The 21,794-nt window shown below is 48.7% G+C and carries 22 protein-coding genes; 8 read left to right on the top strand and 14 right to left on the bottom strand.

The window, feature by feature from the left end:
- Nucleotides 1-72: 72 nt before the first annotated feature.
- From AYO36_RS16975 to AYO36_RS01880, 5 genes are all read right to left on the bottom strand, one after another.
- Nucleotides 73-477, bottom strand: a complete 405-nt coding sequence (locus AYO36_RS16975) for a ComF family protein (protein ID WP_231884635.1) — start codon at nucleotides 475-477, stop codon at nucleotides 73-75.
- Between the two features lie 233 nt (nucleotides 478-710).
- Nucleotides 711-1,919: a helicase-related protein gene (locus AYO36_RS01895; protein ID WP_064299386.1), complete on the bottom strand. Its 1,209-nt coding sequence runs from the start codon at nucleotides 1,917-1,919 to the stop codon at nucleotides 711-713.
- Nucleotides 1,920-2,148: 229 nt separating this feature from the next.
- Nucleotides 2,149-2,997 (bottom strand): DegV family protein, encoded by an 849-nt coding sequence (locus tag AYO36_RS01890; protein ID WP_047393177.1) that lies wholly within the window; start codon nucleotides 2,995-2,997, stop codon nucleotides 2,149-2,151.
- A gap of 134 nt (nucleotides 2,998-3,131) precedes the next feature.
- Nucleotides 3,132-3,824 carry a response regulator gene (locus AYO36_RS01885; RefSeq protein WP_029342537.1) on the bottom strand — a complete coding sequence of 231 codons (693 nt, stop codon included), beginning with the start codon at nucleotides 3,822-3,824 and terminating at the stop codon, nucleotides 3,132-3,134.
- Nucleotides 3,821-4,993 (bottom strand): sensor histidine kinase, encoded by a 1,173-nt coding sequence (locus tag AYO36_RS01880; protein WP_029342538.1) that lies wholly within the window; start codon nucleotides 4,991-4,993, stop codon nucleotides 3,821-3,823. Before AYO36_RS01880 ends, AYO36_RS01885 begins: the two co-directional genes overlap by 4 nt.
- A 99-nt stretch (nucleotides 4,994-5,092) precedes the next feature.
- Between AYO36_RS01880 and AYO36_RS01875 the strand changes: the two genes are divergently transcribed.
- The 3 genes from AYO36_RS01875 (at nucleotide 5,093) to AYO36_RS01865 (ending at nucleotide 7,226) form a co-directional block, all read left to right on the top strand.
- Nucleotides 5,093-5,734, top strand: a complete 642-nt coding sequence (locus AYO36_RS01875) for a YigZ family protein (protein ID WP_064299385.1) — start codon at nucleotides 5,093-5,095, stop codon at nucleotides 5,732-5,734.
- A gap of 69 nt (nucleotides 5,735-5,803) precedes the next feature.
- Complete coding sequence (locus AYO36_RS01870; protein ID WP_064299384.1) at nucleotides 5,804-6,835, top strand: LCP family protein; 1,032 nt, start codon at nucleotides 5,804-5,806, stop codon at nucleotides 6,833-6,835.
- On the top strand, nucleotides 6,810-7,226 hold the full coding sequence (locus AYO36_RS01865) for a GNAT family N-acetyltransferase (RefSeq protein WP_064299383.1): 417 nt from the start codon (nucleotides 6,810-6,812) through the stop codon (nucleotides 7,224-7,226). Before AYO36_RS01870 ends, AYO36_RS01865 begins: the two co-directional genes overlap by 26 nt.
- Nucleotides 7,227-7,280: 54 nt before the next feature.
- Here the strand turns inward: AYO36_RS01865 and chrA are convergent, their stop codons facing one another.
- The 4 genes from chrA to AYO36_RS01845 form a co-directional block, all read right to left on the bottom strand.
- The gene (gene chrA, locus AYO36_RS01860; RefSeq protein ID WP_064299382.1) at nucleotides 7,281-8,432 is read right to left on the bottom strand and encodes a chromate efflux transporter; all 1,152 of its coding nucleotides are present in this window, start codon (nucleotides 8,430-8,432) and stop codon (nucleotides 7,281-7,283) included.
- Between the two features lie 52 nt (nucleotides 8,433-8,484).
- Nucleotides 8,485-9,588 (bottom strand): DUF418 domain-containing protein, encoded by a 1,104-nt coding sequence (locus tag AYO36_RS01855; protein ID WP_064299381.1) that lies wholly within the window; start codon nucleotides 9,586-9,588, stop codon nucleotides 8,485-8,487.
- 62 nt (nucleotides 9,589-9,650) lie between these two features.
- A complete protein-coding gene (locus AYO36_RS01850) occupies nucleotides 9,651-10,694 on the bottom strand; it encodes a glycosyltransferase family 4 protein (protein ID WP_029342543.1) in 1,044 nt (347 codons plus the stop codon).
- Between the two features lie 59 nt (nucleotides 10,695-10,753).
- Nucleotides 10,754-11,155 carry a Rok-like winged helix domain-containing protein gene (locus AYO36_RS01845; RefSeq protein WP_029342544.1) on the bottom strand — a complete coding sequence of 134 codons (402 nt, stop codon included), beginning with the start codon at nucleotides 11,153-11,155 and terminating at the stop codon, nucleotides 10,754-10,756.
- Nucleotides 11,156-11,448: 293 nt separating this feature from the next.
- On the opposite strand from AYO36_RS01845, the gene AYO36_RS01840 reads away from it, so the two are divergent.
- Entirely contained in the window at nucleotides 11,449-12,933 is a 1,485-nt protein-coding gene (locus AYO36_RS01840; protein WP_064299380.1) for an N-acetylmuramoyl-L-alanine amidase family protein, read from the top strand.
- Nucleotides 12,934-13,026: 93 nt separating this feature from the next.
- Here AYO36_RS01840 and pgmB read toward each other — a convergent pair whose 3' ends face one another.
- Nucleotides 13,027-13,698 (bottom strand): beta-phosphoglucomutase, encoded by a 672-nt coding sequence (pgmB, locus tag AYO36_RS01835; RefSeq protein ID WP_029342546.1) that lies wholly within the window; start codon nucleotides 13,696-13,698, stop codon nucleotides 13,027-13,029.
- A 279-nt stretch (nucleotides 13,699-13,977) separates the two neighbouring features.
- Here pgmB and secA2 point away from each other — a divergent pair, with 279 nt between their 5' ends.
- Nucleotides 13,978-16,341, top strand: a complete 2,364-nt coding sequence (gene secA2, locus AYO36_RS01830; protein WP_064299379.1) for an accessory Sec system translocase SecA2 — start codon at nucleotides 13,978-13,980, stop codon at nucleotides 16,339-16,341.
- Complete coding sequence (locus tag AYO36_RS01825) at nucleotides 16,325-17,086, top strand: SLAP domain-containing protein (RefSeq protein WP_064299378.1); 762 nt, start codon at nucleotides 16,325-16,327, stop codon at nucleotides 17,084-17,086. The genes secA2 and AYO36_RS01825 overlap by 17 nt, the downstream gene beginning before the upstream one ends.
- A 38-nt stretch (nucleotides 17,087-17,124) precedes the next feature.
- On the opposite strand, the gene AYO36_RS01820 is transcribed toward AYO36_RS01825, so the two are convergent.
- Together AYO36_RS01820 and AYO36_RS01815 are read right to left on the bottom strand one after the other, a co-directional pair.
- Nucleotides 17,125-17,457 carry an Asp23/Gls24 family envelope stress response protein gene (locus tag AYO36_RS01820; protein ID WP_029342549.1) on the bottom strand — a complete coding sequence of 111 codons (333 nt, stop codon included), beginning with the start codon at nucleotides 17,455-17,457 and terminating at the stop codon, nucleotides 17,125-17,127.
- Between the two features lie 57 nt (nucleotides 17,458-17,514).
- The gene (locus AYO36_RS01815; RefSeq protein ID WP_064299377.1) at nucleotides 17,515-18,576 is read right to left on the bottom strand and encodes an acyltransferase family protein; all 1,062 of its coding nucleotides are present in this window, start codon (nucleotides 18,574-18,576) and stop codon (nucleotides 17,515-17,517) included.
- 42 nt (nucleotides 18,577-18,618) lie between these two features.
- Here AYO36_RS01815 and AYO36_RS01810 point away from each other — a divergent pair, with 42 nt between their 5' ends.
- Both AYO36_RS01810 and AYO36_RS01805 read left to right on the top strand, forming a co-directional pair.
- Nucleotides 18,619-19,359 carry an SGNH/GDSL hydrolase family protein gene (locus AYO36_RS01810; RefSeq protein WP_050678748.1) on the top strand — a complete coding sequence of 247 codons (741 nt, stop codon included), beginning with the start codon at nucleotides 18,619-18,621 and terminating at the stop codon, nucleotides 19,357-19,359.
- A 332-nt stretch (nucleotides 19,360-19,691) separates the two neighbouring features.
- Nucleotides 19,692-20,159, top strand: coding sequence for a hypothetical protein (locus AYO36_RS01805; RefSeq protein WP_023469313.1), 468 nt, complete (start codon nucleotides 19,692-19,694; stop codon nucleotides 20,157-20,159).
- A gap of 60 nt (nucleotides 20,160-20,219) precedes the next feature.
- Here AYO36_RS01805 and AYO36_RS01800 read toward each other — a convergent pair whose 3' ends face one another.
- Together AYO36_RS01800 and AYO36_RS01795 are read right to left on the bottom strand one after the other, a co-directional pair.
- On the bottom strand, nucleotides 20,220-20,816 hold the full coding sequence (locus tag AYO36_RS01800; protein WP_064299376.1) for an alpha/beta hydrolase: 597 nt from the start codon (nucleotides 20,814-20,816) through the stop codon (nucleotides 20,220-20,222).
- Nucleotides 20,813-21,751 (bottom strand): VOC family protein, encoded by a 939-nt coding sequence (locus AYO36_RS01795; RefSeq protein WP_064299375.1) that lies wholly within the window; start codon nucleotides 21,749-21,751, stop codon nucleotides 20,813-20,815. Before AYO36_RS01795 ends, AYO36_RS01800 begins: the two co-directional genes overlap by 4 nt.
- Nucleotides 21,752-21,794 lie beyond the last annotated feature (43 nt).

The following is a 21,794-nucleotide window of genomic DNA, read 5'->3' as shown; positions in this document are numbered from 1 at the left end:
CCCGCAAGATTTACAATTGATGACATCCATTTCCTTCACCTCACATAGAGTATCGGCAGGAATGTTACTTTCTTAAACACTTCGAAATAAAGTTACAGCAGAAATTTCTTTCGCTCCCGCTTCCTTGAGTCGAAACATCGCTTGGCGAAGCGTCGCACCTGTCGTATAGACATCATCGACAAGTACGATGTTCTTCCCCTTGACGTCACTCGTTACGCAAAACGGATTGCTACGCGCAAGTCGCGCTTGTCGTCCTGCCTTACTTTGTTCTGGACCATCGAGACGACTTAAACACGGAGAGATCTTTCCGCGCATCCGACGCGCGATCAGCTCTGCTTGATTGAAACGACGGTCTGAGAGACGTTCCGTGCTTAACGGAATCGGCACAAGAACTGCTTGCTTGATTTTTACCTTCTTCAAGTCATCGGTAAACATCTCAAGCAACGCACTATCACCGAGAAACTTGAAGCGATGCATGAACTCCTTCGCTGCATCATTGTATAGATAAAGAGGTACTGTTTGGAGCGTCAGCCCTTGCCTTCGCCATTCTGTGCAGTCTGAACAGCACACTGGACCCGGCTTTCCACAATCGACGCATTCCCCTCTTTTTACAAACTTTATTTTACAGGTCGGACAGGTCGCTTGCCTAGTCCAGAGATTTCCGAGTTCCCAACTAGGTAAATAGACCTCTTGACAGAATAGACATCGATTCATGGTTGCACAGCGTTCGCTTTCTTGATGTGATGGATCGCTTCGTACACCGCATCACTCCGGTCATTGGCGCAAAATAGAATGTCACCATCCGGGTATGCCGCCGATCGTCCGACTCGTCCGCTGATTTGAATCAGGGCTGCCGTACTGAAACCTTGATCCGCATCCAGAATCGCGACTTGAACGTTTTCGATCGTCACACCCCGCTCAAGAATCGTTGTCGTCAGTAAGATTCCTGTCGACTGTCGAAAACGCTGGACCTTCTCGACTCGTTCCGAGTCTGCAGCATGGACGGTCTCGACGTCATAGCCCGCTGTCGCGAATCGGTTTTGCCATCGCTCGAGCTCCGCGATCCGTGAGACGAAGACGAGCCGGGGTACAGTGCTATGACGCGCCAACCAATCGAACACGATTTGTTCACTATACGGTACGACAAGCTTTGGGACCGGTAACGGATAGCCATGATAGCGTCGCATCAGCCGAACCGTCGGAAACCGTCGATGCCAAAACGAAGGCGTTGCACTTAATAAAATCAGCGCGGCATCTTTTGTCATCGCGCGCTTGACGTATCGATGTAACGTCCGGTCGAGCCGGTAAGGAAACGCATCGACCTCATCCAAAAAGACGACGTCGAAACAATCCCGGTAATGAATCAATTGATGTGTCGTACTGACCGTGATGTCCCCCAGTTCAAGACGATCCGACGAACCACCGTACAAGGAGACGATGGAAGCGTTGGCGAATGCCCGCTTCAAATGTCCCGTCAATTCCCGGACGACGTCTGCCCGTGGTGCTGCGACAAGCACACGGCGTCCGCTGGCGAGAGCGTCTGCGATCCCCGGGAAGAGCATGGGTGTCTTCCCGGCACCACACACGGCATGGACGAGAAGCCGTTTGTTAGTTAGAACCGTTCGTTGGATCGCTTGAGCAACACGTAGTTGTGCCGACGTCAACGTCAATGGTCCATGTTGTGCCGGTGTCACCGGATCAAGTGCCCGCTGATCCGTCACGAGTCGTCCACAGCTTCTCAGTTTGCCGTAAGCGAGACATTTCCGACAATAATAACAGGCTTTACCACATGTACAGTCCCCTCGCACTGGAAGCGCACTACACCGCTGGCAACGCCATGTCACGGCTGGTCTGAATCGGTATGTCACTTGTGGTGTGTCGATCCATTCAACAGGTACGAGTCGTCCTCGAAGATCCATCGTCATCTCTCCTTTTCTGTTTCGTCTCTTTCTCGCGGACGTCCGTAATCTCCTTGTGAGCGTTCCACTACTCAACTTGAGCTTTGGACTCGCAGAATTCGAGGTAACGTCATACGGTACGGTTTCAACAGGTGTTTCCATATAGTCATCCATGATTTTTGAGGATTTTGACAAAACAAAAGCAGCAGGTATCCTCATGAAGAGAATCCCTACTGCTTCCGCTCTTATCTTATTCTGCTGCGTGATACCATGTGACACCGATTGCCCCTGGTCCGAGGTGTGTACCGATGACGGGTCCAAAAACACTCATCTCGATGCGTGCCTGCGGGAAAAGTGCCTTCAGTTCAGCAATCTCTGCCTCTGCTTTCGCAGAATCCTCGGCATGGATGACACCGATGACATAACCGGTACCGTCACCGCGAATATCTTCCTTCATCATTTCCTCAATCCGATTGACTGCCCGCTTAAACGTTCGAATCTTTTCAAACGGAACGATTTTTCCATCAACGAAATGAAGGACCGGCTTGATTTTCAGGAACGAGCCGACGAATGCTTGCGCGACACTTAAACGTCCTCCACGCTGGAGGTGTTCGAGATCGTCGACGACGAAATAAGCACGAATCTGTTCCTTTAACGTCTCAAGACGCTGGACGATCGTCTCTGCCGTCGCTCCTGCATCTCGCAAACGAACGGCTTCTTGGACGAGAAACGCTTGCGGCATACAGGAAATACGTGAATCGACTGGATGGACGTTGACATGATCCACCATCATGTTGATCGTATGTAACGCTTGGTACGTTCCGCTGATCCCACTTGATAGTGTAATACCAATGATATCCGTTCCTTCTGGCAACTGCTCGAACGACGACACGAGATCACCGATGTTCGGTTGTGAGGTCGTCGGGAGACTGCCCGTCTGGATGCGTTCATAAAATTCCGCTACCGAGATATCGAACCCTTCCCGGTAGGCGTCACCGTCGAAGATGACACTAAGTGGTGCGACGTGCACTTGATGTTCTTCACAATAGGTAGTTGGCAGATAGGCTGTGCTATCCGTTAAGATCACAATCTGGCTCATCCGTGAATTTCCTCGCTTTTATAGTTCCGTCGTGACGCTGCCAAATGTGACACGCCACAATCGCTTTTAAGTGTAGCATTTTTTATTGGATAAAAAAAGAAAGACGGAAGCGGGAGCTCCTGTCTTTCGAGATATTAAACGACGACCCATCCACGACGGATTGATTCGACGACAGCACCGGTCCGGTCCGGCACATTCATCTTCCGTAGGATCGATGAAACGTGGTTCTTGACCGTCTTCTCACTGATGTATAACGTATCACTGATCGCACGGTTCGAGAAACCGTCCGCTAACAATTGCAAGACTTCACATTCGCGACGCGTCAAGACGTGGAGTGGTGCTTCCGCGACTCGTTTTTCAACAGGTTGTGACGCCATCGTTTGTTTCATCTTCATCAAACGACGATATTCCTGCAATAAGTTCGGTGTGACTTTCGGGTGGACGTATCCACCTTCGCGGTACACGGAACGAATCGCATTGACGAGTTCGTCCGTTGCCATTTCCTTTAAGAGGTAACCGACTGCACCGGCACCTAGGGCGTGCATGACATACGTCTCATCATCATGAATCGATAAGATGATGACACGTACGTCCGGATAGACTTCCATCAGACGTTTTGTTGCTTCAACACCGTTGACTTGCGGCATGTTGATATCCATTAAGACGATATCCGGTTGATGGGTTTCGACGAGCGAGATGACTTCTGCTCCGCTTTCCCCTTCCGCTACGACGACGAATTCTTCTTCGAAATCAAGAATTCGTTTAACGCCTTCGCGGAATAACTGATGATCGTCGACGATGACTACTTTCACTTGCTCGTTGTTCACAGTGTTTCCCCTCTCGCTTCGGATTCCTCGATTGGAATCTTGACCTTGATGACCGTACCTTTTCCGGGCTGCGTCTCGATATCGAATTCACCATCGATCAATTCGATCCGTTCACGCATACCAACGAGTCCGAATGACTCGTCGCATGATGCGACGATGGAATCGAAATCAAATCCAACGCCATTATCCTTCACGTGGATTCGTACGGAATGTTGATATTGTTCTATGATAATACGAATGTCACTCGCTTTGGAATGCTTTACTGCATTTTGGACGGCTTCTTGGACGATTCGGAAGACAGCAACTTCATACGTCGAATCGATCCGTTCACCGCCTCCTAGATAATTGAAGTGAACCGGAATATTCGAAATTTCTTGAATATGGCGAAGATAACGTTCGAGCGTTGGAACGAATCCGAGATCGTCAAGCGTCATCGGACGTAAATCGTATATGATACGGCGGATATCGGCAAGCCCATCCCGAATCAACGTCCGTAAACGGTGAATCTCTTCAAAAGCTGCCTCTGCCCCATTATGCTGGTGAATCTTTTCAATCAAATCGGCCCGGATCAAGACGTGGGCAAGCGTCTGCGCCGGACCATCGTGCATGTCGCGCGACAAGCGGCGGCGTTCATTTTCGGCGGACTGGAAGACTTTTAAACCCATCTCCTGTTTTTGCATCGCCTTTTCATATTTTTCATTCATCATCTGCATATCGTCCGTCAAGAAGTTGAGGACGACCGAGACACGTCCAATCAATTGATCTGCCCGTTCAATCGTCTCATCGAGCTGAATCAATCGGCGTTCGAGCTCATCGCGGCGCTTTCGGCAATTCATCTCATCTCGTTGATTGATGAACGATTCGAGTTGCAACGCGTTCGCTGTCTCATAGGCCGACCGGACATCCTGTTCCGAGTAGCTGTCGAAGTTCTTACTGACGACGACGAGTCGCGCCTTCGCATCCTTGATATGGCGTTCGAGTCGTTCTGCTTCTTTTATATAGTCGTGCACCCGAATCTTCAGGTCGCGCAGTTCTTGCTGGATTTCGGCATATTGTTCGCGAGAACTTTCCGTGATCCGGACGATTTCTTCCCGACTCTCTTCTACGACGCCGATGATGTTCTGTACGATATCATTCAAGGATAGCCGCTCCCTCATCTCATTCGTCATGGTACTCCCTCCATTCCTTGCCAGTCGTCTACGGTTGTCTCTCTCTTGGAACGTCGTTATGCTAGAAAGAACTAGTTAACGAGGAGGACATTTTTGATTATGACATTATCTAATTATTATACAGTAAAAGAAAACGGTTTCCACGAAATCATTATCCAAAAGTCACGATTTATCACTTATTTAGCTCGCGCAACGACGGAAGAACAAGCCCAGGCGTTCATTTCCAAGCTGAAAAAAAAACATCACGATGCGAACCATAACTGTTCCGCCTACGTCATTGGTGAGCGTAATGAGATTCAAAAAGCGAATGATGACGGTGAACCAAGCGGAACAGCTGGTGTTCCGATGCTCGAAGTCTTGAAGAAGCGTGACTTACGCGATACGGTCGTCGTCGTGACACGGTATTTCGGCGGCATCAAGCTCGGTGGTGGTGGATTGATTCGCGCATATGGTTCGAGTGTCTCTGAAGCATTGAACGCAGTCGGTGTCGTCGAACGAATCGAGCATACCGTCGTTTCTGTCAATGTCGACTACACATGGCTCGGAAAGCTTGAGAACGAATTACGAGCGAGTGTTCATCCGATTGATCAGATCCATTACCTCGATCAAGTCCAGATCGACGTCCTCGTCAAGACAGCCGATGTCCCCGATTTTCTCGACTGGATGACAAACATGACAAACGGTCAAGCCAATTTGTCAAGCGGCTCTACTCGTTACCTCGAACGTGACATTATTTCCTGACCTGCTATACTGATTGTAAAGAATTTTAAAGTTTTTTAAAAATTCAGTTAAAGTTAGGAGTTAATAAAGGTGGAAGAGCGAACCCGCAGTAATAAAAAAAAGATAAAGAAAAAACGTTCGTGGTTCAAGGTGTTCGTGATCAGTTTTCTGGTCGTGCTCGTCGGTGGAGGTGCGACCTTCGCTTACGTCGCGTATAAGACGTTCCAGACCGCAAACGATGCAAATGTCGATTTAGCGCGCGGTGACAAGTCCGAGAAACGAGAAGCAGCCATTGATTTGACGAAAGATCACTTTTCCGTTCTGCTCGTCGGGACGGATGAACGACCTGGCGACACCTCATCCCGTGCTGATACAATGATTGTCGCGACATTCAACAAGGACGATCAAACCGTTGATATGGTCAGCATTCCCCGTGATTCACTCGTCGAGATCCCTTCTGTCGGTTACGAGGATAAAATCAATCACTCTTATGCCTTCGGTGGCATCGATTCAACGATTGAAACGGTCGAGACGTTGCTCGATATTCCAATCGATTATTATGCATCGATCAACTTCAATGGTGTCGTCGCGATCGTCGACGCATTAGGCGGCATCGATATCGATGTCAAGTTACCGATCGATACACTCGACTCATCCGATAAGCGCAATGGCGTTAAATTGGAACCGGGTCAACAGACGTTGAACGGCGAGGAAGCACTCGCCTATGCCCGAATGCGTTATCAAGATCCTGAAGGAGATATTGGTCGGACAAAACGTCAACAACAGATCGTCGAAGCCATCGTTGATCAGTCGACATCGTTCGGTTCTATCACCAAACTAAATACCCTGATGGACGCGACGGGAGACAATTTCCGGACGAACATGTCGTTGACGGAAGCGTTCCAACTGCAACCGTTCATCAAAAAAATCGGTTCCATCAATCGGATCGATCTTAAAGGAACGGACACGAAAATTAACGGGGTCTATTACTACCAGCTTGATCAAACTTCATTGGCTGACGCGAAGACGACATTGAAGGAACAACTCAATTTGCCAATTGATGAGACGACAGACAGCATCACGTCGGAGGCTGCAGATGATTCGTTCACTCCAAGCAACTGATCATGGGTCACTACTGGAAGTACAACGTCGCGCTTATCAGATAGAAGCCGCATTACTCAATGCGACTGATTTCCCGCCCTTACGCGAAACGATCGATGAGATCGACGTTGAAGCGCCAATTGGTTTCGTTTACGTCATTGATGACGACATTATTGGTGCTGTTACGATTAATGACGGGACGATCACTCGACTCGTCGTGGATCCGCCATACTTCCGTCAAGGAATTGCACAGTCCTTGTTGCATCACGTGCTGGAGCGACATCAGACAAGACACGTCATGACCGGTGCACGTAATCTGCCAGCGCTTTCGCTCTACACTCGTTTCGGCTTCACGGAAGTCCGGCGCGAGTGGCGTAGCGGGATCGAACTTGTCTTTTTGATGCGCACCTGACTTTTAGGAATAACAAAGAAGCAGTAGACACCGGGTCTACTGCTTCTTTGTTGTTTAGAAGAAAAGAAATCCGAGAGCGGCTCCAATTAACACGATTCGTAACGGCGACTGTTTATAAAAACGAAGTAAACAGAACAAACCGAAGGCAATCAAGAAATCAAGACCACTCTTGATGCTTGACGTAAAGATTGGATCATAAAGAGCGGCAAGCAAGATACCGACGACGGCAGCATTGACGCCAATCAACATGCGTCCGACAGCTTGATTCTTCCGAATACGATCCCAATACGGTAAAACACCGATGACGAGTAGAAAACCTGGTAGGAAGATCGCGAGCGTCGCAAGAAGACCGCCGGATACACCAGAGACGATCGTACCGAGATACGTCGCGAACGTAAAGAGTGGACCCGGTACCGCCTGTGCAGCAGCGTAACCAGCAAGGAACGTATCCGTGTTCATCAGCCTAGGTACGAGTGTCTGCTCAAGGAATGGCAAGACGACATGTCCGCCACCAAAGACAAGGGCACCAGCACTGTACATGACACTCGTCAGTTGGACGGTTCCCGTCGCAGATTGTGCGAGAAACGGTGTGACGGCAAGTAAGACGAAGAATAAGACGAGTGCTGAGATGCTAAGTAGGCGTGGTACGCGAATCGACAAGGATCCACCCGTCTCCGTCTCTTCTTTGAACCAGAAGAACGCAAGAAGACCTGCGAGCAACAAGACACCGACTTGCGCCAATGGATGTGCGATCAAGAGTACGCCTGCTAGCGCTAGTAGCATCAACGTCAGCCGTTTGACGCCTGTCGCAAGTTTCATTCCCATGCCAAGGACGGCGTCAGCAACGATTGCGACAGCGACGAGTTTCAAGCCATGAATGAATCCGGCTTCCGCGACATCGAATTGTGTCGCAAGAATCGCGAATAGAATCAAAGCGATACTCGACGGCAACGTAAAGCCAACGAAGGAAATGATTGCCCCTGCTACGCCTCCACGGACCAGACCGATTCCCATTCCGACCTGACTCGAAGCGGGACCCGGAAGGAATTGACAGAGCGCAACTAAGTCAGCATAGGCTTTCTCATCAATCCATTTTTTCCGTTTGACATATTCTTCATAAAAATATCCGAGATGGGCGACCGGACCGCCGAATGATGTTAATCCGAGCTTAAATGATACAAGAAAGATTTCAATTAAACGATGCATGTTTCACCTCCATCCTTCATTCTACACAAAAGATGTTAAGTTCTTGTGAACTTCAACGGTTTTTCTTTCCATAAGTCCCTTTTCGCCACAATTTCTCCATGGGACCTTGTGGATGAGACTGGAGATATCTGTTTGAAGCAACACCTTGTGCGATCAAAAGCAGGAAAACGAGTAACAGTCCTTGCCATAACGGTGTTGTTCCATGTTGTCCACTGAAGAAGACGAACACGGTAAAGACGACTGTATGCATCAAATAATTCGTCAATGCCATCCGTCCCAGTCCAGTAAACCATTGCATACGCCCAGCACGAACGAGTAACGCAACGGCACAAGCATAGGTGATTGCAAGCGTGCGTCCTGAGAGCCAAACGTAAAATAGATTGATTGATCCGTCTGGTACATCAGCATGCGCCTGCATGATTCCAGCGAATGACGGAAGTGTCAGTAGTAAACTAATTCCAAGCGTCCACCACAGGAAACGATTCGTTGGAGGCGCTGCGCTGAAGCGTTCCATCAAATAGGCTCCGATCAAGAACAGGGATAGAATTTCTGGCCAAATGACACCGGAATTCATGAGGGCTTCCGGTAATTGAACTGTCGCGTGATGCGATAAAAATCCGAGAAGATCGCGCGATGCGACGAACGACTGAAGTGTCTTATCCAGCTCGACGACGGGAGCGTCGCCAAATTGACGAGCCCCAAAGAAAATAAGTAGATAGAGCAGAATGGCATAGATTTGAAATGCTATCGCAAACAAGAGTTTCGTGACCGGCTTTGTTTTGGCGAACAATAACAGAATGAAGCCCGTCAACGCATACGTATGTAAGATATCTCCCTGCCAGACGAGCAGGTGCAAAAGACCAATGATGAGCAGAATTCCGAGCCGCCTTGCGAAGATCGTCATCGGTAGACCACGTTGTCGCAACCGATTGATGAACAGATAAAAACCGGCTCCAAAAAGAACACTAAACAGGGTATAGAATTTCGTCTGGATGAAGAGATCGAAAATGAGACGAATCGATTGATCCATCTCCCCCATCATCGCATTCGGTCGATCACCGAGAAAACTCGGCATGTTGACGAATAAAATCCCGCATAATGCAAAACCACGCAACACATCCAAATAGACGATGCGTTGATTCAATGATTGATTCATTCCAACACTCCCTTTCTGAAAAAAGACCGCTCACACGGATGAGCGGTCTTTTTTGATATACGTTATTTCGATGTAAAACGTTCCAACAAATTCAACAATGGTCGATAACGTTCGCCAAGCAAACCGAGCGACTCGACGAGAATGTCAAGAACGAGCAATAACATGACGAGTGAGACGAGGGCACCAATCGAATTCGTCTGCGAGAATAGAATCGCCGTCATCCCGAAGATGGCGCAGAGTCCATAGATGACGAGCACGGCTTGGCGCATCGTAAAGCCGAGATCAAGCAATCGGTGATGCAGATGGGCCTTATCCGGCGCAAATGGTGGTTTTCCTTGCAATACCCGTCGAACGATCGCAAACAACGTGTCGGAAATCGGGATCCCAAGCAAAATGACCGGAACGGCAAGCGAGAACAACGTCACGTTCTTGAATCCAAGGAGTGATAACACACCAAGCATATAGCCGAGGAACAAGGCACCGGTATCACCCATAAAAATCTTCGCTGGGTAGAAGTTATGAAACAGAAAACCGAACGTACTCATCAATAAGAGAATCGCGACGATCGTCACGTAGACGTTTCCTTGAATGACGGCAAGACTGATCAATGTCAACAAGACGATACTCGAGACACCAGCTGCTAGTCCGTCTAATCCATCAATTAAGTTGACGGCATTTGTGATCCCGATGACCCAAAGGAACGTCAGCGGAACACTCCACCATCCGAGATATAACTGCTGGTCGAACGGTAGATTGATGAACTCGATCCGGATCCCACCGTTTAGGACGATGACGGCAGCAACGATTTGCCCCATCAGCTTCAAACGGGCATTGAGTTGGAATCGATCATCCAGTGCACCGGTCAAAATAATAACGAATCCACCGACTAAAATGTGCGTCGCATACGGACTCGAAGGTTGTAAGATGAAATAACCGATCATGAAGGCGATATAGATCGCTAATCCGCCAAGTCGCGGCATGATTCGGACGTGTACTTTTCGCGCGTCCGGACTGTCAACGGCACCGACTGCAATCGCAAAGCGTTTCACGACGGGTGTGATCAGTAAGGCGGCGATAAAACAGACGATGGACGCAGTCCATAACATAGTAACATCACGCTCCTGCGCGAATTATATCATAAAAAAAAAGAGCCGACGAGCGGCTCTTACATGAAGATCGGTACTTCAGCAGCTGGATCATATGTATAGATACCGCGCCCGACTTTTTTGATGGCAGGGTTTGCCTGTTCGACTTTCGCCATCAATTGGTAGATGTTACTAATTTGGTGACGGTAACGCAATTCAAGCTCCATTTGGATGTCACGTGCTGTCATCGATTCACGCTCGCGCATCAAATCGCTGATTTGGTGCACGTAGACTTCTAGCGGGTACCGTTGGTTGACACGACGTTGTTTTAACGGACGCTCATGCGTGACGGCGACTTCTTGCGAATGTTCTCCCGTTCCACGGCTTAATTCCGAGATCAAATACTCGGCACGCCGCTGTAAGCGACGGTATTCCTCTTCAATTTCCATTAGTTCGCGGTAGATATGTTCACTGTTGCCCATTCCTTGCCCCTCTTTCCTTTTTTATACATTAATGTTTCAATCATGTTTCAATTGTATGTATTTTGAAATATTTTAAACTATAATTTGTCTTGATAATATATAATTTCTTTAATTATTTAATTATCCTGTAATATTTTCATATCCTTACCGATAAATTGGCTACACCTCATATTAACAGAAAGGAATGAAAACGGAACATATAATTTCGACATTTAACTATTTTAATAATACTTAAGTTCTACTAATTCAATATATATCTTTCTTATTTTACCGAAAAGGAGACTGGAAATTTAATGGGCAAATTACCTAAAACACTTCGGACCGCGCTAGTACTTTCGTTGGTATCCGGTTGCTTCGCCTCTACTTCTACTGTATCGGCTGCTTCTGGTACAACCTTTACGAAAACTTCGTATCAGACGACGGATGCTTTGAATCTACGTAGTTCGAACTCGACGTCTTCTAAAAAATTGCTGACGATCCCGAAGACGACGAAAGTCACGTCGAGCTATCGAAAAGGCTCTTGGTATAAGTTGTCATATAAAGGAAAGACGGGATATGTGACCGGATCTTATCTGAAAAAAATCGAGAGTGGCACTTCTTTTTCGAAGACGTCTTATAAGACGACGGATGCGCTATCCTTACGTAGTGCGGCAACGACATCTTCTACTCGATTACTGACGATTCCTAAGGGAGCCGGTGTACAATCAAGTTTCAAAAGCGGGAATTGGTACAAAGTGACCTATGCAAATAAGACCGGTTATGTTTCTGGTTCGTATTTAAAGAAAGTGACTACACCAGCCAAAACGACGGTCTATACGACGACGGATCGCTTGAATTTCCGTTCGTCTCCTTCGACATCCGGAAAAGTCCTGACGACGATTCCAAGTGGAACTGCCGTCAATTCCCTCGCCGTTAAATCGAATTGGCACACGGTCCAGTACCAAGGGAAAACAGGGTATGTCATGGGAACGTACCTGAAAAAAGGGACTTCCGTTCCTGCCTCGACGACTGGAAACGTCGATTATAGTGGTTCAAAGATGTATGTGTTGATCCCGTCAGGCAATAGCGTCGCGCTTCGTGCGAGCGCGTCGACGCTCAGTGGTCAAATCGCTCGTCTTGGACGCGGTACTCCTGTCGTCGTCACGAATTCGCGTCATCAAACGAAAGGCTTCGTCGCCGTCCGTACGGCAAGTGGTCAAAGCGGTTATGTCGATGCGACGTATCTGACGTTGTTCCAACCAGCACCATCGAATCGTCCACTTCTCGTCCTTGATCCGGGTCACGGCGGACACGACGCAGGTGCAGTTCGTTACGGCGTTGCTGAACGCGACATCGTCCTTGCTGTCACGAAACAAGTTGCCGAGCGTCTTTCCGGAAAAGTCGATGTGACGATGTCACGCTATACGAACGACTACTACCCGTCACTTGGAGAGCGAAGTGCCCTTGCGAACAGTCATGCGACGACTGCTTTCGTCAGTGTCCATATCAATGCTTCAACGAGTACGCAAGCATACGGAGCAGAGACCTTCTACTATAAAGGCGCCTCTTCGATCAACCTCGCTCGTAACGTCCAGCAACGCCTCGTCTCCTACGCGGGCATGCGCGACAGAAGCGTTCACTATGCAAATTATGCCGTCATTCGTGGTACGAAAGCACCGTCGATTCTAGCGGAACTCGGTTTCCTCTCGAACAGCGCGGATCGTGCGAAACTGACAAACGCATCGTATCAGTCACGTTACGCGCAAGCAATCGCGGACGGCATTCTTGCCTCACTTTAAATCAACACCATATCAAAAAGGATCGCTCAGGGAAGCGATCCTTTTTGCATACACATAACTTTCAAGGAATGTCATTCACCATCAGGGAATGGTTCAGACAAGGGAGCGACTAGCGAGGATTTGCTCAAGGGATAGCAAATCTGTCGAATCGACACGATAGTCTGCCTCATGGAGCGCCGACTCCGGTCCAACTCCGACGGCATACATGCCGGCAGCGTGGATGGCAGTGATGCCAGCTGTCGCATCTTCTACACCGATGCAACGGCTCGGTTCGACGTCGAGTGCTTCTGCAGCACGGAGAAACACTTCAGGGTGTGGTTTCGATTGTGCAACGGTCGCAGCGTCTACGATGTCATCGAAATAGTGTCGGACCTTTAGTGCCTCGACGACCATCAGCGCATTTTTAGAGGCGGACGCCATTCCGATCTTCAGCCCAGCGTTTCGGATTTCATCGAGGAATGCAGTGATTCCAGGAAGAAGATCCTGTTCAGAAATATGTTGGATCAATGTGACGTAGTGTTCGTTTTTCTTCGCAGCAAGTGCTAGCTTCTCTTCCTCCGAAAAAGCGTTCTGTTTCCCACCAAGCGCAAGGATACGCTCGAGTGAATCCATCCGGCTGACACCTTTTAATGTCTCATTGAATTCCCGGTCGAACGGGATATCCAAATCCTCTCCAAGTTGTTTCCACGCTAAGTAATGATACTCTGCTGTATCGGTAATTACGCCGTCTAAATCAAAAATGACCGCTTCGATCGTTGGTGCCATCCGACATCCATCCTTTCTTCCATCGTCCATGAAAGGCAAGAAATCGAATGACTTTGCGCAAACGATTGCACTTGCCTTATGAATAATTTTACTGGTTCTTCCGAATCTTTGCAAGCGTTATCAAATATTTCTGATTTTCTATTTTTAAGCACGAAACACGTTAATTTTGATAACGCTTTCAATTTTAAGGGAATGTTTTACTTATTTCGTTCTTTACTATTCGTTTTACATTTTTTAACTGCTATAATGAATCTCATAGCATATGAGGGAGTGACGAAGATGTTTCAACGTGTTAAACAGTTGTTGAATGATCAAAGTCGAAGAATTCATCGTTATGAAAAAATCGTAACGACGATCAATAGCCTAGAACGAGAAATGGAACAAACATCCGATCAAGCGTTACGTGAATTGACCGCCTCATTACGTGAGCGGCTACAAGCCGGAGAACGAATCGATGCGATTACACCAATGGCATTCGCCCTTGTCCGAGAAGCGAGTAAACGAACGCTTGGCTTACGGCATTACGACGTACAGCTCATGGGCGGTCTGGCATTACTGGAAGGACAAATCGCCGAGATGGCGACCGGTGAAGGAAAGACGCTCGTTGCTTCACTCGCGAGCTTCACTCAGGCGCTTCACGGAAAAGGTGTTCACGTCATTACCGTCAATGAGTATCTGGCACAACGTGATGCGGAGCAAATCGGTCAGATTCACCGCTTTTTAGGGTTACAGGTCGGAATCAATTCTGCTGAAGCTACGTTTGAGGAAAAACGGATCGCCTACGCTGCAGACATTACATACGGTGTCGGGACTGAATTCGGGTTCGATTACCTGCGCGATCATCTAATCATGGAGCCGACGGAACGTCTGCAACGTCCTCTTCATTTCGCCTTGATCGACGAAGTCGATAGCATTTTAATCGATGAAGCGAAAACGCCACTCATCATGGCGGAACGAGACAGTGTCCACGAAGGGTTACAGCAACTCGTCCGTCATGTCGTCCAGACATTCGAAGACGAGCGGGATTATACGTTCGACGAAGAGATTAAAGCGGTCGCCTTGACTGACCATGGGATCGAGACGATCGAGGAGGCGTTTGCGATTGATCATCTGTTCGCTGCTGAGCACTCCGTCCTTTTCCATTACGTCATTCAAGCCTTACGTGCCCATGTCGTCCTCAAGCGAGATGTCGACTATATCGTCAAGGATCAAAAAATCGCGCTCGTCGACCTCTTCACAGGTCGTCTGATGGAAGGACGCAGTCTATCCGACGGGTTACATCAGGCACTTGAAGCAAAAGAAGGTGTTCCCGTCACGGAAGAGAACCGGACGACGGCACAAATCACGATTCAGCATTATTTCCGTCTTTATCATCAGGTGGCAGGAATGACGGGTACAGCGGCGACGTCACGGGAGGAGTTTCAAAAGACGTACGGCATGGATGTCGTGACGATTCCATCGAACCGTCCGAAAATCCGGATCGATGCGGAGGACGTCATCTTTGCGACGCGTGACGAAAAATTAGAAGCGATCGCGCTGGCGACGAAATCGGCACACGTCACGGGACGACCAGTTCTGATCGGTACTTCATCGATTGAACAATCCTTACGCGTCGCGAAGACACTTGATACACATGAACTCACCTACGAGATCCTGAACGCAAAAACCGTCGATCAGGAAGTCCGGATCATCGCTTCAGCCGGACAAGCCGGTCGAATCACGATCGCCACGAACATGGCAGGTCGCGGAACGGATATCTTACTTGATGAAACGGCACAACAACAAGGCGGTTTGTTCGTCATCGGAACCGAACGCCATGAATCGATCCGGATCGATAACCAACTCCGTGGTCGGGCAGGTCGCCAAGGCGATCCCGGATTGACGCAATTTTATCTCTCACTCGAAGATGAACTGCCTCGTCGTTTCGCGCGCGACCGTCTCGCACGCGTGCAACAAAAAGTACGGGATGCTTCCGGTCCATTGGCTTCACGTGACGTTCGGGATTTATTGCAGTTCGCTCAGTCGACGTGTGAATCCGTCAATCGGAGTGTTCGAGATGAACTCGTCCAGCTCGAAGAAGTCATCAGCGAACAACGGCAAGCAATCTATCATCTCCGCAACAGAATCGTTGATGCGACGTCACTCGAAGACATCGTCCAACCGTTTGCCGGACGTGTCTTGCCGTCGATCATCGACCAAACGCTTTCTGACGATCTCGTCCCGGAAGAATGGCCGCTGGCTCTCGTCACGACGGAACTCGAGCAACTGTTGCATCAACCGGTCACGTTAGAACGATTGGAAACGATCGACGAGATGAAACGCCAACTTGAACCGCTGATTGCTGACACTGAAGCCTTGCTCGTTGCCCATGTTGCGGCTGAAAAAGAGACCGTCAAACGCTTCATCCTCCTTGCACTCGATGAGCAATGGACGCGCCACTTAACAGCCATGAACAGCTTAAAAGAAGGAATCCACCTCCGGAGTTACGGACAAGAGCAACCAGTCCGCATCTTTGAGCGAGAAGGCATGGATTACTTCGAATATGCCATTGCGAGTTTCGAAAAGCAGGTCCTTTCTGGCATCTGCCGCGCCGAACAGACATACGATAGCAAAGGAGAACTGCACCATGCACACGTCGAATGAAGTGTTTCGTCCCCCACTCTATTTCACGGAGGACATGCCGATCGTCAAGGAAGACGAATACGTCTTTCGTCACGTCGCGAAACAACTACCTGAGTTACAGGTCAATCAGATGGCGATCCATCTGTTTCAAGTCTTATCGCGCCGTCCGCTTCAAGTCATCGCCTTGTTCCAAAATACGTTGTCTCGGTCGTTCCACCTGAATGATCTCGTCGTCCTTGCACTCTCCGGTGACGAACTCGTCGCTCGGAAAGTCCTCAGTATCGAAGAAGTTCCTGTCATACTCCCGATGGCGACGTTGCCGCTCTGGTTGACGTTCGAAGAAGACGAATGTTTCGTCGACCTCGAGCAGTTGACGGAGCCATTGCAGCTTGTCTTCTCAAGTGAGACGCTGACCGAGCTGTTCATCGAAGACGACTTCACGGAATCGGAACGACGCATCATCCGTCAAGTCGCTTATTCGCACCCGACACCTCCAGCAGATGGCTGGTCGTTATTACCGGTCTCAATCATGCGCGAGCCGGATACTGTGACCGCGACCGTCCTCGTCCGTAATGCCAGCGATCAGACACTGACGCTTGAGGCGCTAACGTTCGAATTGATGGATGACGAGACGCCACTCGCAGACGTCACCCATCCTGGATTGTCCTTACCCGCTCATAGCCAACATGCGATTCGTCTCCGTTTCGCCTGCACCGCAACAGATGTTCCTGCATTCGGTCTCCGTTATCTTCCTCCCTCTTCCTAAAAAAACGTCTCGGCACACAAGATGCCGAGACGTTTTACTTATCCTTTTAAAAGTCCGATGACGCGGACGTTGATCGCTTTTGGTTGGAACGCAAGCATGTTTTCCATGTCTTGCGCAATCCGTTCTTGGACTTTTCCAGCTGTCTTGATGATCGACATGCCGTATTTGATATGCACGGACAGACTGACCGTGATGTCGCCACCGACATCTTCGACTTTTACGAGTTTGACCATCTGTTTTTCCTGCAGTTTCGAATCATCTGCTGTAAAGGCGATGCCTTCCGTTTCTTGAACAGCTACCCCTGCGATGACCTCGATGACTTGTTGCGAGACGTTCACGACACCGTCCGCATTATTTAAATTATATGACATACCTTCCACGCCCTTCGTCTAGTAATCCATCTATCTTAAAGTGTAATGCATTCCGCCTTATTTTGAAAGGTCTTCCCGTTTCTCGACGATCGGGCGAATGTCAATCTCAATCAAAGGACGGAGGACACGGACGACGAGTGGGTGTATGATGATACCAACGATCAACAAGGCGACGCCAATCATGATCAGTAAAGCGAGCCACGGTTGCGGTACGAATGCATCCGTCACATATTGACGCCACGCCATGACGAAGAAGACATGGAGTAGATAGACGTAGAGGCTGAGTTCCCCAGCTCGTGTGATGAGCGGAAGACGACGCATCGGGATCAACATCATGAAACCGAGCGAGGCCGCGATCGACAAGACATAGATGACGCTATGCTTGAGTACACCAATCCACGTGTCACTGTCATACTGTTCAGCGTACGGGAAACGATGCTTGAAGGCATTCGCGAAATCGACGATCTCTTGCGGTGTGTCACGCCACGCCTCGAACAATAAGAAGCCCATGACGGCTGCGAACGTCACACCACCAATCAAGCGGACGTTCATTCGGCGCTTGAAGTTCTTCGGCATCTCGAAGATGCGGATGAATTCGTGTTCCGATAGATAGTTCCCGAGCAAGAAATACGGATAGAACATGATCAGCTTCCGAAGTGCCAAGAATCCAGTGTTCTCGAGTTCAAATCCATACAGCAAGGCGAAGGCAAGACCGAACCAGACATATCCACGCAAGTGAACGACATACGGCGTCACGATATACCAGACGACCATGACGAACAGATACCAAAGTGCCCAGTAGGGACGTAGGAGATGCGTACCGATGTTTTCACCAGAAAAGAGCGGCAATCCTTCTCCAAGCGTCGCCCAAGATCCAATTAAGATTTGCCAGACACAGTAGACGGCAAATAGTTGGATGACACGTAAATACTTGTTTTCGCGGAAGAAATAACCGCTTAAAATAATGAATAATGGCATATGAAACGAGTAAATCAACAGATAAACCGTCTCAAGCAACTTTCCGTCATAATCAAACCGTAAATCCGTCAGCATGTGACCTATGACGACGAAAATGACAAGAAAACCTTTGATATTATCAAACCACGGATTCCGATTCATGTTACACTACCCCTTATACTCCCTCGAAAGGAACGAATGTTTATGAAAAAGACACTCCTGATTCTATCTGTCGTCTTGAACGTCGTTCTCCTTGCATTGTTACTGGGACGTAAACCGCTCGAACTATTCGAAAGCGTCTTACCTGCAACGAGTACGACTCCAGTCACGACCTTCCAATACGATAAGAACCCGAACTATGTCCGTCTGAATAGTCTATTCCATACTTATCAATACCCAAAATCAGCGAACGCTGTCATGTTAGGCGACTCGATGACGAATTTTGCCGATTGGCGTATCTTGATGGAAGACCCGACGATCGTGAATTTCGGGATTCCTGGTGATACGACAGAAGGCTTTTTGACTCGCCTCGACTTGATCATTGAGATGAAACCAAAACGCGTTTTCTTGATGGGCGGTATCAATGATATTCGTCACTATACACCGATTCCGCAAATCACTGAGAACATGACGACGATTGTGACGACACTTCGAAAAAATAACATCGACGTCGTCATTCAGTCAACCGTTCCTGTCGCACCGAAATATTCGGATTCCGTCCGAATCAATCGGGACGTCGAAGCGTTGAACCGGAATTTACAAAACCTTGCTCAATCGGTGGATGTTCCATTCGTTGATCTACGACCCGTCTTGACGAATAAACAGGGGTACCTGCAAAATCGGATGACGTACGATGGACTCCATCTCGTCGGTGGTGGTTACCTGCGCTGGAGTGATGCGCTGAAACCCTATGCGCTCAAAACCGATTTGACAGCAAATAACTAAATGAAAAAGCGGCTCATCCCGATTTCCGGGATGAGCCGCTTTCGATTATTAGTCTTCTTGGTTTTTGACACCCATGTACGCTGCGACGCTCGATGCTGAGAAAACTGCAACGGCAACGATACCGACAGCAATCCAAATCACTTGATCCATCATTTCTTTATATCCCCCTTTATGTAACCGCTCACTTCTACATTTAGCGTACACGAATTTCGTCAAGAAAGAAACACATTTTCCATGTCTAATGACTAGACGATTCGGGAAAAAGTAACTATAGTAGAAGGACAACTACAAATTGTCAGAAAATTCGATTATTTAACAAGGAGGTGTTTCTGATGGCCACTTCATTGCTTACGCCGAAAGTGACGTTACGACATCGAAGTACTCTCAACTTTGGATATTGGCTTGTCATCGGATGCATAGGATGGGGGATGCTTGCCCTCGTCACGAATGTTGGTACTGTTATTAGTCGTCTTCCTTTATATGAAAGCATTCCCCTCGCCATCCTTGTACTTGGCCTCACAGGTGTCGTACTAAAAATGGCGCGTGACGAGTGGTGGATTCGTTATCTTGAACGTCAGACCCAGTATTACATCGGACACGAAACCGTGACCGGTTGGTGTACGACGATTGATAGCATGTGGCTGATCCGCAAGACGATGCGCCGTGAACTTCGCCTGCTCTACAGACAACTTGCCAAGACGAAAGCATCGGAAGAAGTGAAACAGACGCTCGCCCTCCAGCTCGTCGAGCGTGGTGTGCTCATCGTCTATTCTCGACCAAAAAGTGATCATCCTGCTTGAAACAAAAAGAGGACTGCCCCATCATCTTCTATGAAAGAAGTAGATGGGACAGCCCTTTTTTTACTGTTTCAGCCAATCCGTTGCTGCTTCAATCGTTGGCATGACGAGTTGGTGACCATAATTCGACCACGTGACGTCGACTGATGCACCAGCTTGTTTCAAGAGTGCTGATAACTCTTCCGTTTCCTGAGCCGGACAAATCGGATCATTGCTTCCGGCACCAATGAAGACGAGCACATCCGATAAATCAGGTAACGTCACACCACGACGCGGTACCATCGGGTGCAACAGAATCGCTTGTTTGAACAAAGCTTCTTCGAACAACATATTCGCCGCGATGTTCGCCCCGTTCGAGTATCCGACTGGAATCAGACGATCGAGTGCGAAGTCACGCTCCGCTGCCTGGTCACGTAAAAACTGAATTAAACGTGCTGTCCGTAAAGCGAGGTCTTCTTCATCGAAGACGCCTTCTGCGAGTCGTTTGAAGAATCGTGGCATCCCGTTTTCCGAGACTTCCCCGCGGACGGACAAGTAGCCTGCTTCCGAATCGAGCAACGAGACGAGCCCGACGAGATCTTGTTCCGTTCCGCCTGTGCCATGTAAGAATAAAAAGATCGGTGCGTCTGCTGTTTTTGGTGCTTGGTATAAATGAATCATACGAGTCTCCCCTTCGGTACAGTAATAGGTGTTACATGATTTGTGATTGCACTGCGATGTGCTTCGAATTGTTCCGGTAACTTCAAGTCTTCTCCGAGCACCTCGAACGCTTCATCGATTGCGAATCCTGGATTGTCGGTCGCAATTTCATGGAGGATCCGACCGCGGTCATGGAAGTAGATCGATGTAAAGTAATTGCGGTCCTTCACTTCAGTCGTCAGCAAACCGAACGCGTTGATGGCTTTCATCCAGTCGAGTTGTTCCTTTTGATCCGTTGCCCGCCACGCGATATGGTGAACCGTTCCCGTTCCCGGACGACCAACTGGCATTTGACCATGAACGACATCAACGACATTCCCGAACTCGCCTTCTGCGATGTACCGGTCAACGGTTTCCGTCCGTTTGCTGAGTGTCAGGCCGAATGTGTCTGTCAGTAATTTTGCTGTGTCTGATGGATCCCTTGATAGTAACGTCGCTCCCGCGAATCCTTTGATCGCGACCTCACGTGTGATGCCGTCGATTTCATAGCGACTGTCTGGTCCTGCCTCACGTTCGACGAGTTCAATCTGGAGACCATGTGGATCTTCGAAGGCGATCTGTTGCTCTCCGAACCGAACCGTCTCTTCAAACGAGGCGTTTTTTTCTGTCAGCCGCGCTTTCCAAAAATCTGCTGCCCCGACCGGAATCGCGTAAGCTGTTGTTCCGACTTGTCCGGCACCGACTTGTCCTTTTGCCATGCCTTTAAACGGAAAGAACGTGATGATCGTTCCCGGTGCCCCGGATTCATTTCCAAAATAGAAGTGGTATGTTCCTGGATCATCGAAGTTGACCGTTTTTTTGACGAATCTTAGTCCGAGAATGGTTCCGTAAAAATCGAGATTTTCTTGTGGATCGCCGACCATTGCTGAGATATGATGAATGCCTTGCGTTTTCATATGATGCGTTCCTCCTTCAGTCGTATCTATTAACACAATAATA

Source organism: Exiguobacterium sp. KKBO11, assembly GCF_001644945.1.
GTDB lineage: Bacteria > Bacillota > Bacilli > Exiguobacteriales > Exiguobacteriaceae > Exiguobacterium_A > Exiguobacterium_A abrahamii.
Note: the sequence above shows the minus strand (reverse complement) of the source record. Positions and strands in the feature narration are given on the sequence as shown.